Origin of the sequence: Alcanivorax sp. IL3, assembly GCF_047495465.1 — a bacterium.
GTDB lineage: Bacteria > Pseudomonadota > Gammaproteobacteria > Pseudomonadales > Alcanivoracaceae > Alcanivorax > Alcanivorax jadensis.
In genome coordinates this window covers 930,061-946,728 of sequence record NZ_CP179931.1, presented here as the reverse complement: position 1 = coordinate 946,728, position 16,668 = coordinate 930,061, and the positions used below count along the sequence as shown (strand labels likewise).

General features: G+C 60.2%; 15 protein-coding genes. 11 read left to right on the top strand and 4 right to left on the bottom strand.

All coding sequences use genetic code 11. From position 1 onward, the window contains the following. Positions 1 to 45 precede the first annotated feature (45 nt). The 3 genes from ACMG4M_RS04475 to pth all read left to right on the top strand — a co-directional run bounded on the left by ACMG4M_RS04475 (position 46) and on the right by pth (position 2,532). Positions 46 to 1,005, top strand: coding sequence for a ribose-phosphate diphosphokinase (locus ACMG4M_RS04475; protein WP_035248141.1), 960 nt, complete (start codon positions 46 to 48; stop codon positions 1,003 to 1,005). Positions 1,006 to 1,282: 277 nt separating this feature from the next. Continuing rightward, a complete protein-coding gene (locus ACMG4M_RS04470) occupies positions 1,283 to 1,930 on the top strand; it encodes a 50S ribosomal protein L25/general stress protein Ctc (protein WP_297767268.1) in 648 nt (215 codons plus the stop codon). Positions 1,931 to 1,944: 14 nt separating this feature from the next. After that, the gene (gene pth, locus ACMG4M_RS04465) at positions 1,945 to 2,532 is read left to right on the top strand and encodes an aminoacyl-tRNA hydrolase (protein ID WP_290511452.1); all 588 of its coding nucleotides are present in this window, start codon (positions 1,945 to 1,947) and stop codon (positions 2,530 to 2,532) included. A 142-nt stretch (positions 2,533 to 2,674) separates the two neighbouring features. Here the strand turns inward: pth and ACMG4M_RS04460 are convergent, their stop codons facing one another. After that, a complete protein-coding gene (locus ACMG4M_RS04460) occupies positions 2,675 to 3,415 on the bottom strand; it encodes a glutathione S-transferase family protein (protein ID WP_414430778.1) in 741 nt (246 codons plus the stop codon). Between the two features lie 184 nt (positions 3,416 to 3,599). Here ACMG4M_RS04460 and ychF point away from each other — a divergent pair, with 184 nt between their 5' ends. Further along, positions 3,600 to 4,691 (top strand): redox-regulated ATPase YchF, encoded by a 1,092-nt coding sequence (ychF, locus tag ACMG4M_RS04455; protein WP_414430777.1) that lies wholly within the window; start codon positions 3,600 to 3,602, stop codon positions 4,689 to 4,691. 193 nt (positions 4,692 to 4,884) lie between these two features. On the opposite strand, the gene cysE is transcribed toward ychF, so the two are convergent. Together cysE and ACMG4M_RS04445 are read right to left on the bottom strand one after the other, a co-directional pair. Then, positions 4,885 to 5,652 carry a serine O-acetyltransferase gene (gene cysE / locus ACMG4M_RS04450; RefSeq protein ID WP_035248149.1) on the bottom strand — a complete coding sequence of 256 codons (768 nt, stop codon included), beginning with the start codon at positions 5,650 to 5,652 and terminating at the stop codon, positions 4,885 to 4,887. Positions 5,653 to 5,702: 50 nt separating this feature from the next. Beyond that, positions 5,703 to 6,476 (bottom strand): RNA methyltransferase, encoded by a 774-nt coding sequence (locus ACMG4M_RS04445; RefSeq protein ID WP_414430776.1) that lies wholly within the window; start codon positions 6,474 to 6,476, stop codon positions 5,703 to 5,705. Between the two features lie 182 nt (positions 6,477 to 6,658). On the opposite strand from ACMG4M_RS04445, the gene ACMG4M_RS04440 reads away from it, so the two are divergent. From ACMG4M_RS04440 to ACMG4M_RS04410, 7 genes are all read left to right on the top strand, one after another. Continuing rightward, entirely contained in the window at positions 6,659 to 7,477 is an 819-nt protein-coding gene (locus ACMG4M_RS04440; protein ID WP_035248152.1) for an inositol monophosphatase family protein, read from the top strand. A 315-nt stretch (positions 7,478 to 7,792) separates the two neighbouring features. After that, positions 7,793 to 9,247 carry an NAD-dependent succinate-semialdehyde dehydrogenase gene (locus ACMG4M_RS04435; protein ID WP_035248155.1) on the top strand — a complete coding sequence of 485 codons (1,455 nt, stop codon included), beginning with the start codon at positions 7,793 to 7,795 and terminating at the stop codon, positions 9,245 to 9,247. Positions 9,248 to 9,420: 173 nt separating this feature from the next. After that, positions 9,421 to 10,560: an isocitrate/isopropylmalate dehydrogenase family protein gene (locus ACMG4M_RS04430; RefSeq protein WP_035248158.1), complete on the top strand. Its 1,140-nt coding sequence runs from the start codon at positions 9,421 to 9,423 to the stop codon at positions 10,558 to 10,560. Between the two features lie 37 nt (positions 10,561 to 10,597). Next, entirely contained in the window at positions 10,598 to 11,884 is a 1,287-nt protein-coding gene (locus tag ACMG4M_RS04425; RefSeq protein ID WP_414430775.1) for an aspartate aminotransferase family protein, read from the top strand. 36 nt (positions 11,885 to 11,920) lie between these two features. Continuing rightward, the gene (locus ACMG4M_RS04420; RefSeq protein WP_414430774.1) at positions 11,921 to 12,892 is read left to right on the top strand and encodes a D-2-hydroxyacid dehydrogenase; all 972 of its coding nucleotides are present in this window, start codon (positions 11,921 to 11,923) and stop codon (positions 12,890 to 12,892) included. Positions 12,893 to 12,969: 77 nt separating this feature from the next. Beyond that, entirely contained in the window at positions 12,970 to 14,376 is a 1,407-nt protein-coding gene (locus tag ACMG4M_RS04415; protein ID WP_414430773.1) for an amidase, read from the top strand. A gap of 65 nt (positions 14,377 to 14,441) precedes the next feature. Continuing rightward, positions 14,442 to 15,650: a pyridoxal phosphate-dependent aminotransferase gene (locus tag ACMG4M_RS04410; RefSeq protein WP_035248164.1), complete on the top strand. Its 1,209-nt coding sequence runs from the start codon at positions 14,442 to 14,444 to the stop codon at positions 15,648 to 15,650. 88 nt (positions 15,651 to 15,738) lie between these two features. Here ACMG4M_RS04410 and secF read toward each other — a convergent pair whose 3' ends face one another. Continuing rightward, positions 15,739 to 16,662, bottom strand: a complete 924-nt coding sequence (gene secF, locus ACMG4M_RS04405; protein ID WP_414430772.1) for a protein translocase subunit SecF — start codon at positions 16,660 to 16,662, stop codon at positions 15,739 to 15,741. Positions 16,663 to 16,668: the final 6 nt, after the last annotated feature.

The window sequence follows — 16,668 nt, the reverse complement described above, 5'->3', positions numbered from 1 at the left end:
CTTTCCTCGGAGGCTCCCGAAATTCACGACTCAAGAGGGACGCCAGTGTCCAAACTCGTCGTTTTCACCGGTAACGCTAATCCCGAACTGGCCCAGGCCATGGTCAAACACCTGAACCTGCCCATTGGCAACGCCGATGTGGGCACCTTCAGTGATGGTGAAGTGGCCGTGGAAATCCAGGAAAACGTGCGCGGCAAAGACGTCTTTATCGTGCAATCCACCTGCAACCCCACCAACAACAACATCATGGAGTTGCTGGTCATGGCCGACGCCCTGCGTCGTTCCTCTGCAGGCCGGATCACCGCCGTGATGCCCTATTTCGGTTACGCCCGCCAGGATCGCCGGGTGCGTTCCGCACGGGTACCGATTACCGCCAAGGTGGTCGCCGACATGATTACCGCCGTGGGCATCGACCGGGTTGTCACCGTCGACCTGCACGCCGACCAGATTCAGGGTTTCTTCGATATTCCGGTGGACAACGTCTACGCCACCCCGCTGATCGTGGCGGACATCGAACGCCAGAACCACGATGACCTGATGGTGGTATCCCCGGACGTGGGCGGTGTGGTTCGTGCCCGCGCCCTGGCCAAGCAGCTCAACGATGCCGACCTGGCCATTATCGACAAGCGCCGCCCCAAGGCCAATATTTCCCAGGTGATGCATATCATCGGTGAAGTGGAAGGTCGCACCTGTATCCTGGTGGACGACATGGTCGATACCGCCGGCACCCTGTGCAAGGCCGCCCAGGCCCTGAAAGACCACGGCGCTGCCAAGGTCTACGCCTACATTACCCACCCGGTACTGTCCGGCCCGGCCATCGACAACATCGCCAACAGCGCTCTGGACCAGCTGGTCGTCACCGACACCATCCCGCTGTCTGAAGCCGGCCGCGCCTGCGCCAACATCCGCGTGCTCAGCCTGGCGCCCATGCTGGCCGAAACAGTACGCCGGGTGAACAACGAAGAATCCCTGAGCGCCATGTTCGACCGGCTGGAGCTGGTTTAGCACCAGCTTCGAGTTGAAAGCTGAAAGTTGAAACGCGGGCAAGGCCATCTTGTACCGCCACCGCAGAGGCCGCGTACCCTTTCTGGGCGCGGCCTCCTGCTTTTGTAACCGGCCCCACGCCATAACTGCGTTTAAAGTTTGAACTTTCAACTCCTGCCCTGCTGGCCTCCCGGTCAGATTTCATGCATAATCGCGCCCCCGCGGAATCCTCCGTGGCTTATCAACCTCTCTGGCCGACCTGGTCGCGGGACGCCCGAGAGCTTAATGGAGACATATCATGTCCAATGAATTCCAGCTATTCGCTGAAAGCCGCAGCGACATGGGGAAAGGTGCGAGCCGCCGCCTGCGTCGTCTGCAAGAACGTGTTCCCGGCATCATTTACGGTGGCAAAGACGAGCCGCAGATGATCAGCGTGGAACTGCGCGAACTGAAAAAGGCTCTGGAAACCGAAGCCTTCTACAGCCACGTACTGACCCTGAAACTGGATGGCACCGAGGTGCAGGCAGTCCTGCGCGATATGCAGCGTCACCCGGCCAAAGGTCACCCGATGCACGTGGATTTCCTGCGCGTCGACAAGACCCACAAGATCACCATGAATGTGCCCCTGCACTTCATCAATGAAGAAAGCTCCATTGGCGTGAAGAAACAGGGCGGCGAGATTCAGCACAACATCGCCGAGGTGGAGATCAGCTGTCTGCCCCAGAACCTGCCAGAGTTCATCGAAGTGGACATGGCAGCGGCCGAGCTGGACACCATTATCCACCTGTCCGATCTGAAACTGCCGAAAGGCGTGGAACTGACTCAGCTCGCGCTGGGCGACGACCACGACCAGCCGGTAGCCGCCGTTCACGCGCCGAAAGTCCGTGCTTCTGCTGACGACGAAGACGGCGAAGGCGAAGGCGAAGAAGCCGCTGGCGAGGAATAAGACGCACTGTGGCTGTGGCGGAACCGGTTCGACTGATCGTAGGCTTGGGTAATCCGGGCCGCGAATACGAGGACACCCGCCACAATGCCGGCGTCTGGTATGTGGACGCCCTGGCTCGTCGCCAGGGCGTTTTCCTTTCTGAAGACAAGAAATATTTCGGCCTTACCGGCACCTTTACCTTCGAAGGCGAAACGATTCGTCTGCTGGTCCCCACTACCTTCATGAACCGCAGTGGTCAGGCCACCGCCGCTCTGGCGAATTTCTTCAAGATTCCTGTCACGCAGATGCTCGTCGCCCATGACGAACTCGACCTGCCCCCCGGTTGTGCCCGCTTCAAACAAGGCGGCGGCCATGGCGGCCATAACGGTCTGCGCGACATCATCAGCAAGCATGGCAACAGCCGCGACTTCTACCGGCTACGCATCGGCATCGGCCACCCCGGCTCCGCCGACCGCGTCACCCCCCATGTCCTCAACAAACCCTCCCAGGCCGACCGTGACCTGATCGACCGCGCCATTGATGAAGCGGCTTACCACACCGCCGATATGCTGCGCGGGGATTTGAACGGGGCGATGAATCGGCTGAACGGGTTTAAAGCCTGACGGTAGCTTCTAGCTTCTAGCTTCTAGCTTCTAGCTTCTAGCTTGCAGGATTGTGCCCCAGCTAAAACGAAGCCCAGCCGCAATATCAGCTTTTCTTTTTCTCGTAGCTCGTAGCTCGTAGCTCGTAGCTCGTAGCTGATTATTATCTATCCTGCGCGTACCTCGCCAACAGCCACTCCCCCGCCGGCCGGGCTCGCCATTTTTCGATCTGCTTGCGCAATGCCGGTGACAACGTGGTTTCATCGAACAGATCCCAGGGCGAGCCCTCCGGGCTGAGCAGTGGCGCCAGCATACTGGCGGCTGTGATGTCTGCGAGGCTGAAGCGGTCACCCACCAGATACTGCCCCTTGCCTTTCTTCAGCTCGCTCTCCAGGAGCGCCAGGGCCTCTTCCACCCGCTGCTCCGAGCGCATCACCCGTTGCGGGTTGATAGCGTAACCTCGACGTATGGCTTCGCGAACCAGCGGTTTCGCCAGCCGTTCCAGGGGAGAAGGCAGGCCGCAATCGCCCACCAGGGCCGTCATTACCTCCGGTCGATCAAGAATCTGACCGTACACCCAGCGCCGTACATGCACGCCGTAACGATCAAACTGCTGCTCCAGTTCAATGACCCGGGCTCGCGCATCACCGGCCTTGGGCAACAGCGACGGATCGGGGTAGTACTTTTCCAGGTAATAGGCGATTTTGGTGGAATCGCTCACCCGACGCTTGCCGTCGCGCAGCAACGGCACGGTATTGCCACGGGCCAGCCACTGGGTACGCACCCGGTGTGCCACCGGCAGCAAATTGACCGTACGGTATGCCAGACCCTTGTGGTCCAACTGCCAGCGGGATTTCTCGCAATAATGGGAGATGGGGAACTGGTAAAGAATACGCTCGGCCATGGTGACTCTTGTTCAGTTTTGCGGACTTGCAGTCTAGCCGCCCCCTGCCCCGTCGTTAGCGGCAACAGCGCCTGACACGTCCGTCCCGCCAGCAACCCGGCTTCACCTTGATCCCACACCTGCCACGGTCGCTTTTTTGCCCCGGCTTGCGTAGCATTGCGGCCTCGAAAAACGGAGGTCTGTCATGGGTTTCAAATGCGGTATCGTCGGTCTGCCCAACGTGGGGAAATCCACCCTGTTCAACGCGCTGACCAAAGCGGGAATTGATGCCGAGAACTTCCCGTTCTGCACCATTGAGCCCAACACCGGGGTTGTACCGATTCCTGACCCGCGGATGGACAAGCTGTCCGCCATTGTCAGCCCGGAGCGGGTCATGCCCGCCACCATGGAATTCGTGGATATCGCCGGCCTGGTGGCCGGGGCCTCCAAGGGCGAAGGTCTGGGTAACAAGTTTCTCGCCAACATCCGCGAGACCGATGCCATCGCCCACGTAGTGCGCTGTTTCGATGACGAAAATGTGATCCACGTGTCCGGCAAGGTCTCGCCACTGGATGATATCGACATCATCAACACCGAGCTGGCGCTGGCCGATCTGGACACCGTGGAGAAGGCCCACCTGCGTGCCACCAAAGCCGCCAAGGGGCAGGACAAGGACGCCAAGGGCCTGCTGCCCGTGCTGGACAAGATACTGCCCGCCCTCAACGAAGGGGAACCGGCACGTTCCGTGGATCTGACCGATGATGAGCGCAAGGCTATCAAGAGTCTGAACCTGCTGACTCTGAAGCCGACCATGTACATCGCAAACGTGGACGAAGGCGGTTTTGAGGACAACGCCCTGCTGGACGCCGTGCGCGAACTGGCCGAGAAAGAAAATTCCTCCGTGGTGCCCATCTGCGCCAAGATTGAATCGGAAATTGCCGAGCTGGACGACGAAGAGAAAGCCGACTTCCTGGCCGACCTGGGCATGGAAGAGCCAGGCCTCAACCGGGTCATCCGCGCCGGCTTCAATCTGCTGGGTCTGCAGACCTACTTCACGGCGGGCAAGAAGGAGGTCCGCGCCTGGACCGTTCGCGTTGGCGCCACCGCCCCCCAGGCTGCCGGCGTGATCCACACCGACTTCGAGAAGGGCTTCATCCGCGCCGAAGTCACCGGCTACGATGACTATGTCGAGAATAATGGCGAGGCCGGCGCCAAGGATGCCGGCAAATGGCGCCTGGAAGGCAAGGAATATATCGTCAAGGACGGCGACGTAGTGCACTTCCGGTTTAACGTCTGAAGCATAGCGACTAGCCGCGAGCTTCTAGCTCAACAAAAAAGGCCGCTCCCTTCCGGGGCGGCCTTTTCTTTGTTCGTAGGAGCGACGCTCGAGCCGCGAATGTACTTGCGAATGCTTTCCCGGACGCCCCCTTTGGGCTTCGCGACTCATACTCGCAGAGCACAGAGAGCGTCGCTCCTACGGTGCCAATAGCTTAGTCTGTTCCGCCGGCGTTGACCGGCTCGAAGTCTTCATCCTTCAACTCCGGTAACTTCTCGTCACACCCCTGAATCCCCTGCTTCTTGAGATTATTGCAGACCCGGTCCAGCTTGTTGTCGACCGCGTGCATGTGATCCAGAAGAAGATGAATGGCTTCGGCCACCGGGTCGGGCATGTCGTTGCTGACACCATAGGCCTGAAAGCCGATCTTCTCTGCCATTTCCTGACGGTTCTTTTCCGTCTCGGTAATCGGCTTACTGACCACCCGGCCGGGAATGCCTATCACCGTCGCCCCTTCCGGCACCTCCTTGGTGACCACGGAGTTGGAGCCGATCTTGGCGTTCTTGTGTACGGTGAACGGACCCAGCACCTTGGCACCGGCACCGACCACCACGCCATCCTCGAGGGTCGGGTGGCGCTTGCCTTTGCTCCAGCTGGTGCCACCCAGAGTGACGCCATGATAGAGCGTCACGTCATCGCCAATTTCTGCGGTTTCACCAATCACCACCCCCATGCCGTGGTCGATAAAGAAACGTCGACCGATTTTGGCGCCGGGATGAATTTCGATGCCGGTCATCCAGCGGGCGAAGGTGGAAACGAAGCGCGCCAGTTGCTTGAAATTGCGCCTCCACAAGCCATGGGCAAGACGATGAAACAGCACCGCATGCAGGCCAGGGTAATTGAGCAACACTTCCAGCGTGTTGCGCGCCGCGGGGTCCCGGTGGAATACCGACGCGATGTCCTCGCGTACTCGATCAAACATAGATACCTCGTCTTGGGCATAGCCGGTTGGATAACACGGGGGAGCGCGTGCTACTTCCCGTCATTGCTCGGCATTTTTCTTTCCAGCGCCACCAGCACACCACGCAGAATACTCATTTCCATTTTGTCCGGTCGCGCGCGCATAAACAAACGGCGCATGCGCGTCATGACCTGGCCAGGCTGCTGCGGATTGAGGAAACCGCTCTGCGCCATGACCTTCTCAAGATGATCCAGGAAACCGGCCACCGCTTCATTACTGGCCAGCGGCTCATCCCAGAACATCTCCGGCAGCGGCATGGCCTCGCGACGGGAACGGGATTCCTTGAGATCGAAATCATCGCCCAGCAGAGCCATGCGCAGCTCATAACTGATTAATTGGACCGCCGACGCCACATTCAAGACCCCGTACCCGGGATTGGTGGGCACGCTCACATGCAGATTACAGCGGCGCAGCTCGTCATTGGTGAGCCCCCGGTCCTCACGACCGAACAGCACCGCAATACGGGTGTCATCCGGCTCGTGGGACAATTGCGCCGCCAGTTGTCGGGGCGTCAGACAGGGCCAGGGAATACGCCGCTGGCGGGCGCTGGTACCGATCACCAGGGTGGCGCCTTCCAGAGCCTCATCCAGGGTCTCGCAGACCTGGGCGGCTTCCAGCACGTCTCCTGCCCCGGAAGCCCGGGCAGTGGCTTCCACGGACGGGTAATCACGGGGCTGGATGAGTCTCAGGTCCGACATGCCCATGGTTTTCATGGCCCGGGCTGCGGCACCAATATTGCCGGGATGGGTGGTTTCCACCATCACAATACGCACATTTTCTAGCATGAGAGGTACCTGTACTCGGGTCTGGCCGGAAAAGGCGGCAATGTTATCATGGGAATCACTGAATAATCCCTTAAGTGGCGCCTAACGCTGCCCTGATCGCGCAGGCTCTGCTACAATCCGCGCCCCGGTTTATTTGGCCGGGCGCTCTTTGACAGCCCTAATACTTTTTTGAGGACAGATGCATGCATGCGCCGCAAGTGAATATTGCCCTGCGAGCCGCCCGTCAGGCGGGTAACCTGATTCGTCGTGCCGCCGAAAGCAATGACCCGTTATCTGTCAGCAAGAAAGGGATGAACGACTTCGTCACCGAAGTGGATCGTGCCGCCGAGCAGCGCATCATCGAGGTCATCCTCAAGGCCTACCCGGATCACAGCATCCTGGCCGAGGAATCCGGCGAAACCCGCGGCAAGGGTGACGGAGCTGACTATCAGTGGGTGATCGACCCGCTGGATGGCACCACCAACTTCATTCATGGCTTCCCCCAGTACTGCGTCTCCATTGCCCTGAAATACCGCGGCAAGCTGGAACACGCGGTCATTTACGATCCCAACCGGGATGAAGAATTTACCGCCAGCCGTGGTCGCGGCGCTGCCCTTAACGGCCGCCGTATCCGCTGCACCAACCGCCCCGGTCTGGAAGGCTGCCTGATCGGCACCGGTTTCCCGTTCCGCAAGGACCAGGCGCCACACATGGACGCCTACCTGGGCATGTTTGCCGACATCGCTGCTGCCACCGCCGGCCTGCGCCGCCCGGGCTCTGCGGCCCTGGACCTGGCCTGGCTGGCCGCTGGCCGCCTGGACGGCTTCTTCGAATTCGGCCTGTCCGAGTGGGATCTGGCCGCCGGCGCCCTGCTGATCACCGAAGCCGGTGGCCTGGTGGGCGACCTGAGCGGTGGCCACAAATTCCTGGAAAGCGGCGGCATCGTTGCCGGCAGCCCGAAAGTCTTCAAGGGGCTGCTGCAGAAGATCAAGCCGCACCTGAACGACGGTTTGCGTCGATAGATTTTCTATCGGACGTCGTTGTAGGCGCGCCGCTTGAGGCGCGAATCGGCAAAATTCGAGGCGAGTACCGAGAAGCGAGTCGCGAAAGGCGATACGAACTTCGGTTTTGATTTTCGTTACTCGCTTCTCGGTACTCGCTCCGTATCATTCGCGCCTCAAGCGGCGCTCCTACGGCCGCGTTATTGCAACGCCCTCCCTGCGCCTTCCTGTCTTTTCCTTAGACCCCGAACCGATTTTTCTCTTCCGGCATGGACATCTGCCCTTGCTTTGCTAGCGTAATACGCAACACGCTGCAAAAAGCTCGGGAGATGTACGATGACGGTTACCCTCACTGACAACGCCCTGTTTCGCCAGCAGTGCTATATCAATGGCCGCTGGTGCGATGCGGATGACGGCGCCACCTTCACCGTGACCAACCCGGCCACTGATGAAAGCCTGGGCACCTCGCCGCGGATGGGAGAAGCAGAAACCCGCCAGGCCATCGATGCCGCCCACGGGGCTTTTCCTGCCTGGCGGGATCTGCCCGCCGCGCAACGGGCCGTTTTACTGGAGGCCTGGCACGACCTGATGATGGAACACCAGGATGATCTGGGGCGACTGATGACCCTGGAACAGGGCAAGCCCCTGGCCGAGGCGAAGGGCGAAATCGCCTATGCCGCCTCCTTCCTGAAATGGTTTGCCGAGGAGGCGCGGCGCGCCTACGGCGATACCATCCCTGCCCCCAAGCCGGGCCAGCGGATTGTGGTGATCAAACAACCCATCGGCGTCACCGCCGCCATCACCCCCTGGAATTTCCCCTCGTCCATGATCACCCGCAAGGCCGGGGCCGCTCTGGCAGCCGGCTGCACCATGGTGGTCAAACCCGCCAGCGCCACCCCCTACTCCGCCCTGGCGCTGGCTGAGCTGGCCGAGCGCGCGGGCATTCCCGCTGGCGTGTTCAATGTGATTACCGGCAGCGCCGGGGCCATTTCCACCGCCCTCACTGACTCGCCCATTCTTCGCAAACTGAGCTTTACCGGGTCCACCGAAGTGGGCTCCAAGCTGATGGCCCAGTGCGCCAAGCACATTCAGAAAGTGTCCCTGGAACTGGGCGGCAACGCGCCCTTTATCGTCTTTGACGATGCCAACCTGGACAAGGCCGTGGAAGGCGCCATGGCCAGCAAGTTCCGCAACACTGGCCAGACCTGCGTGTGCGTTAACCGCTTTCTGGTACAGGACAGCATCCACGATGCTTTCGTGGAAAAGCTGAAAACCGCCATCGAGGCCATGAAAGTCGGTGATGGCCTGGAAGATGGCGTCAGCCAGGCGGCCCTGATCAACCGCGATGCCGCCGACAAGGTCATGGAGCATCTGGAAGATGCCCTGGGCAAGGGCGCCAAAGTGGTTACCGGCGGTCAACGCCATCAGCGAGGTGGCAACTTCGTGCAGCCCACCCTGATCACCGGCGTGACCACCGATGCGCAACTCTGCCAGGAAGAGACCTTTGGCCCGCTGGCCGCTGTGATTCCATTCCGCACGGAAGAGGACGCCATTCGCATTGCCAACGACACCCCCTACGGCCTGGCCGCCTATTTCTACAGCGACAACATCCACCGCTGCTGGCGCGTGGCAGAAGCACTGGAAAGCGGCATGGTGGGCGTCAACGAAGGTCTGATCTCCAACGCCGCCGCCCCCTTCGGCGGGGTCAAGGAATCCGGCCTGGGCCGCGAAGGTTCCCACCAGGGCATGGACGAATACCTGGAAGACAAGTACCTGTGTATGGGTAGCTAACAACAGCTTCACAAGACAGACTGCAAGCTGGGCTTTATCGCATCGCTTGCAGAAACCGGAGCGCTTCACCTCCACACAAACAGGCTTGCATCGCGGGCACGCATTGCCGCCACGGCCCAGACATCCTGTATTGCAGCGTGGAGATAGCGACCTGCAGCTGATAAGGAGGCGGAATGGGACAAGCGTTGAACATCGCCCTGCTCCCCGGTGACGGCATCGGCCCGGAAGTGATGGACGTGGCGGAGGCGGTGCTGGACCTGCTGATACAGCGCTACCAGCTGCCGTTGGGGCATACCCGCTTTGACTGGCCTTCCCATGCCTGGCATCAGAGCCACGGCCAGATGATGCCCAGCGACGGGGTTGCACAACTGCGCGAATTTGATGCCATGCTGCTGGGCGCCCTGGGTGACCCGGGGCCGCTGGAAGACTCTTCCCGTTTTGTCCTTTCCGACAGCGTCTCGCTAGCGCCATTACTGGCCCTGCGTAAACAGCTGGACCTGTGGGCCTGCGAACGCCCGGCCCGCTGGCTGCCCGGCGCGCCCCAGTATCTGGCCGACCCGCGCGCCCGAGAGGTGGACATGCTGGTAATCCGCGAAAACAGTGAAGGCGAATACAGCGGCCAAGGTGGCCGGCTCGCCCCGGGTACAGCACAGGAAGTGGCCACCCAGGTAGAAGTGTTCACCGCCCGCGCCACCGAACGGCTGATCCGCCATGCGTTCCGACGGGCCCGTCAACGGTCCACCCAGCGGGAGGTTCCGCGCCAGTTCAAGAACGACAAGCACGCCCAGGTGTGCCTGATCACCAAACGCAACGCCCAGCCCTTCTGGGGCGACCTGTACACCGACACCTTTCACCGCATCGCCGCCGAGTTCCCCGATGTGGACATCCATCACGAGCTGGTGGATGCCGCCTGCATGAAGTTCGTACAGTGCCCCTGGCGCTTCGACGTGGTCGTCGCCAGCAATCTGCACGGCGACATTCTTACCGACCTGGCGGCGGTACTGTGTGGCGGCCCGGGCCTGGCCCCATCCGCCAACCTGAACCCGGATGAACCGTCGCTGCCGGCACTGTTCGAACCCGTGCACGGCAGCGCCCCGGATATTGCCGGCCAGAACCTGGCCGACCCCCGCGCTACCCTGATGAGCCTGGCCATGCTGCTAGACAATCTGGCCCACCATCACCCGGCCATCGGCAGCGCGGCACAACATCTGCATGACCTGATCCAGGCAGACCTAGCCCGCGAGGCAAACGGCGAAGCCTTTTCGGGCACCCGGGAAACCGGACAACGGCTATGTCAGTGGCTGGCAGCCTGAAGCGGCGCTGGCAAGCCAACAACAGAAAGGAGGCACTATGAGTCACCTGTCCCCCCTGCTGGTGCAATCCAGCGGTATTTGTGCGGAGCGCGGCGAAGGAAACTGGCTCTACGACCAGGATGGCAATCGCTGGCTGGATTTCACCTCCGGTATCGGTGTGACCTCCACCGGGCACTGTCACCCCAAAGTGGTGGCCGCCGCTCAGGAGCAGGTCGGCAAACTGGTCCATGCGCAATATGCCACCGTCAAACATCCCAACCTGCTTGAACTGACTGACCGGCTCTACAAGCATCTCCCCGCACATATGGATGCTGTCGCGTTTTCCAATTCCGGCAGTGAATCCGTGGAAGCGGCATTTCGCCTGGCACGCCAGGCTACCGGTCGCCCCAACATTGTGGTGTTTCGGGGCGGCTTCCATGGCAGGACCATGGGCGCGGCCTCGCTGACTACCTCCAACAACAAGGTGCGCACCGGCTGGGCCCCGCTGATGGCCGGCGTGTCGGTTGCTCCCTTCCCGCATTCTTACCGCTATGGCTGGGACGAAGACACCACGGTGGACTTCTGTCTGGAAGAACTCGACCACCTGATGATTACCGAGTGCAACCCCAAGGACACTGCGGCCATCATCATCGAACCGGTTCAAGGTGAATATGGCTACTACCCGGCGCCGAAACGCTTCATGGAAGGCCTGCAGGCACGTTGCAAGGAACATGGCATCCTGCTGATTATGGACGAAATCCAGGCTGGCTACGGGCGCACCGGCAAGTTCTGGAGCCACGAACACAGCGGAGTATCCGGCGATATCCTGATCACAGCCAAAGGGCTAGCCAGTGGTTATCCGCTGTCTGCCATTGCTGCCAGCAAATCACTCATGGACAAGGGCTACCCGGGCTCCCAGGGCGGCACCTACGGCGCCAATGCGGTTGCCTGTGCCGCAGCCATCGCCACACTGGACGTGATCGAAGAAGAAGGGCTGGTAGAGCACGCCCGCGAGATGGGTGACTACCTGCTGGAAAAGCTCGCCGCCGTACAACAGGATTTCCCCTGTATCGAAGAGATACGCGGCCAGGGCCTCATGCTCGGCGCCGAGATCACCAGCTCACCGGGCGTTGCTGATGGCGACCACGCTGCTGCCATTCTCAAGGCCTGCGAGGATGATGGCGTCCTGCTGCTTCGCTGTGGCCACAAGGGACAGGTGGTTCGCTGGCTGCCTGCGCTCAACGTGACACGGGAGGAAATCGATATCGCCGTGGGCGCCTTCGCCAAGGCACTCGCCAGCACGTGCAAGAATCAGGATAAGCGCTGCTCAAGCTGCAAAAGCTGACATTCGAAAGCCACCGGAAAGTGAAAGAGTCACATTATGAGCAAACCGGTAATAACGGTACTGATGGCCGAAGATGAGCCGCCCATGCCCGGGCTTGAAGCCCTTGAAGGGCAAGCGGTGGTTCACGAGGCTCGGCATCGGGAGGAACTGGAAGCGGCACTTCCGGAAACGGAAATTCTGCTGGTGACGGATTTTCGCACCGACATGCTGCAGGAAGTCTGGCCCGATCCCTGCAACATACGCTGGATACATGCCACCAGTGCGGGGGTGGATGCCCTGATGATTCCACCGGTGCGTGACAGCGATATCCCAGTCACCAATGCCAGAGGTATCTTTGACCGCGGTATTGCCGAATATGTCCTCGGCGCCATGCTGCTGTTTGCCAAAGACACGCTCACCAACCTGTCTTTGATGAAGCAGCATCGCTGGCAACATCGGGAAACCCGTCTGCTGCGAGGCAGTCGGGCACTGGTCGTGGGGGCCGGCTCCATTGGCCGGGAAGTGGCAACCGTACTGGGCGCCATGGGTGTCAGCGTGGTGGGCACCGCCCGTAACGCCCGGGAGGATGCGGCTTTCGAGCGGGTTCATGCCCAACAGGATCTGCCTGATCTTCTCCCGGAAGCAGACTACGTCATCATCACTGCACCACTGACGCCGCAGACCGAAGGGTTGTTCGACGCCGACCAGTTCCTGCGCATGAAACCTGGCGCGGTACTGATCAATGTGGGTCGCGGCCCGATCGTGGAAACCTCGGCTCTGCTTGCCGCATTGCAAAGCGGACGCCTGGGAGGGGTCGCTCTGGATGTATTCGAAGAAGAGCCCCTGCACGCCAACCACCCGCTCTGGGATGAACCCAACGCGATGCTGTCCGCTCATATGGCTGGTGATTTTATTGGCTGGCGTGCGGCGCTGGGGCAGCAATTTGTCGATAACTTTCAACGCTGGCAGAAGGGAGAGCCCCTGAACAACCCGGTCAGCAAGGAACACGGCTATGTCAGTAATGCCTGAGGTCTGAGCCAGACAAGAACCCCAGCAGCGTAATGCGCAGAGCAAGACAGGATTAGCGTCAACCAGGAGCGATGCCGATGAGCAAGGAACTACTGACCATGAGCGCCCAGGCGCTGAAAGCCGCCTACCAGACCGGCGCCCTATCCCCAGTGGAGGTTTGCTCCAACCTGTTGGACCATATCGAGAAACATGATCAGGCGTTGAATGCCTGGTGCCTGATTGACCGCGACACCACCCTGCAATGGGCGCGGGAATCAGAACAACGCTATCAGCAAGGCACATCAGAAGGGCTGCTGGATGGCGTACCTGTGGCCGTCAAGGATGTCTTCCTCACCCCCATGTGGCCGACCCTGAAAGGCTCCAGAACCATCGATCCGGCCTCCACGCTGAACAAGCGTTCGCCGGCAGTAGCCGCTCTGGAACGCCATGGTTATGTTCCTCTGGGCAAGACCACAACCCCGGAGTTCGGCTGGAAGGGCATTACCGATAGCCCCATGTGCGGGCCCACCAACAACCCCTGGGATCCTTCTAAAACCGCCGGCGGGAGTAGCGGCGGCAGTTCTGCCGCGGTCTCCGCAGGCATGGCCCCACTGGCTCTCGGCACCGATGCCGGCGGTTCCATCCGCATCCCCGCCAGCTTCTGCGGTATCGTCGGCCACAAGCCGACCTTCAGTGAAGTCCCTCACTGGCCCGCCAGCCCGTTTGGCACCCTCGCCCACGCCGGCCCGATGACGCGCACCGTAGCGGATGCGGCCTTGATGATGAACGTGATGTGCGAAGCCGATGCCCGCGACAGCCTGGCCGCACCCCGCCGTCATATAGACTATCTGGCGGCTCTGGACCAGCCCATGAAAGGGCTGAAAATCGCCATGAGCACCAATCTGGGTTATGTGGATGTGGATCCGGACATCGAGAAAGCGTTCAAGGACGCGGCCAAGGTATTTGAAGATCTGGGCGCGACCATCACCGAGGCCGACCCCGGATTCAGCAACCCGCTGGCCGCCTTCAGCCACCTTTTCTATAGCGGTGCGGCCAATGCCATGCGTGATCTCGGTGAGCGCCAACGTAGCCTGATGGATCCGGCGCTGATTGAAGTTGCCACCAAGGCCGAGAAACTCTCCATGCTGGATTATCTGGGCGCCATCAACGAGCGAATGGCGGTCAGTGAACGCATGGCGGTCTTCCACACCAAATACGATCTGCTGATCACCCCGACGCTGCCCCTGGGGGCGTTCGACACCAACCGCGAAGTGCCGGTGGACTGGCCCAGCACCCGCTGGCCCACCTGGACCCCGTTTACCTATCCGTTCAACCTTACCGGACAGCCTGCACTGTCAGTGCCCATGGGGCTGGACAGCAACGGTTTGCCCATGGGGCTGCAGATTGTGGGTGCGCGTTTCGATGATGCCCGGGTCCTGGCTGCCGGCCACGCCTTCGAGCAAGCCAAGCCGTTTACCGTGTTGCCACCGTTGCTGCAAAACTAAAAAAGGTCTTTGCGAGGGGCGTAGTCGACACCTCTACAGAGCAGCGAATCAAAGAGAAGGAGCACATGATGGGCAATATCAATCTGGATACGGATTTCTACGAAAGCGAAGACCCGATCTGGAATCCGGCGCTGCTCACCATTCCGGTGCCGGGCATTCGCCGCATGGTGAATCTGGCGTCGGACCTGGATAACGTGATTCACCTTTCCATTGGCCAACCGGACTTCAAGCCACCTGACCATGTCATCCAGGCCGCCGTGGACGCACTGAACGCAGGGCAAACCGGCTACACCATGGACGCGGGCCTCCCGGAACTGCTCGAAGCCCTGGCCGAATATTACAGCCACCGATACCAACGTCCTTTGGTGCCGGAAAACCTGATGATCACCACTGGCGCCACCGAGGCAATCTATCTGGCGCTCACGGCCACTTCCGCACCCGGACGGGAGTTCATCGTCCCAGACCCGTCGTTCATGCTTTACGGCCCCCTGATCCGCATGAATGGCGGCACTGTAAAGAGCATTGCTACCCGCGCAGAGAACAATCACCAACTGGACCCCCAGGAAGTGATTGATGCCATGGGGCCAAATACCTTTGCCGTGGTACTCAATTCCCCCAGCAACCCAACAGGGACCATCTATCCACGGGAGACCATCGAAGCCATCGTGGAAGAAGCGGCCTACCGGGGCATTCATGTGATCAGCGACGAGGTCTATGACCACCTGATCTATGATGGCCGGGATTATCCCAGCGTGCTGTCATGCTGCTCGGACCTGGACCATGTCATGGTGATCAGCAGTTTTTCGAAGACGTTTTCCATGGCCGGCATGCGCATCGGCTGGCTGATCGGCAGCCAGGGCGCCATCAAGAAACTGCGGCGTTACCACATGTTCACCACTACCGTGGCCAACACTCCCTGTCAGTGGGCCGGTGTCGCCGCCCTGCGCGGCAGCAATGATTTTATTGACGGCATGGTGGCGGAATACCAGCACCGTCGCGACCGGCTGGTGGAACTGGTGGAGCAGACCCCATACCTGACCGGCTACCGACCGGACGGCGCTTTCTACCTGTTCCCATCCCTGCCGGACGGCGTGGATGGCGCCAATGTGGCCCTGAAACTGCTACGCGAGACCGGCGTCTGCACCATCCCCGGCGACACCTTCGGCGAAGCCGGCAAAAACGCCCTGCGCATCAGCTATTCCACCTCCCTGGACCAGATCGAGGAAGCCTTTGAACGCATTATCCCATGGATGAAAAAACAAAATTTCGGGTAATAAAACACCAAAACGCCAGACACAAAAAAGCCGCGAACAATCGCGGCTTTTTTGGTTTAGCTATTAATTTTTTACTATTCACTGTCTTTTATGGTGTTTCATCCAGTTCTTCCGGTTCCGGAATCAGGAAGTCTTCCTTGTCGACCTTCATCATGAACAGGATGTTGGTCACCACGTAGATGGAGGAATAGGTCCCCACCAGCACACCCACGATCAGCGCTTCAGAAAACGCCTTCATGACTTCGCCACCGAAGAAGAACAATGCCACCAGCACCAGCAACGTCGTCAACGAGGTGTTGATGGTTCGGGTCATGGTCTGGTTCACCGCACCATTAATAATGGCCACTGGATCCGTTTCACGGGTATTGCGGAACTCGTCGCGAATCCGGTCCGCCACCACGATGGAATCGTTCAGTGAGTAACCGATAAGCGCCAGCACTGCCGCCAGCACTGTCAGATCAAACGGCCATTGCAACAATGAAAACAGACCCAGCACAACAATCACGTCATGGAACAGGGCCACTACAGTGGCCACCCCGAACTTGTTGGAAAAGCGGAACCAGACGTAGAGCATCATCAGCCCCAGCGCCAGCAACATGGCCGTGCCGGATTCATCGCGGAGCTCATCGCCCACTTGCGGGCCAACAAATTCCACCTTCAGCAATTCCAGATCACCGTTGCCCGCCTTGAGCACGTCAAACACGACATAGCCAATCTTGTCCGCATCGACACTGTCCTTGGGGGCCACCCGAATATTCACTTCCTTGGGCGAACCATAATGCTGAACCACCGCATCACCAAAGCCGGCTTTGGTCAGGTCCGCCCGGGTCTGGGACAGCTCCACATCCACCGGGCTTTTCACCACGATGGTGGTGCCGCCAGTGAAATCCAGGCCCAGGTTCAGACCCCGGGTCACCAACAGAATTACGGAGATGACCACCAGCGCAATGGACAGCATGCCCAGGGGTTTACGGCCAGCCATGAAATTGATGTTCTTTTCTTCCTTACTCATCGCCAT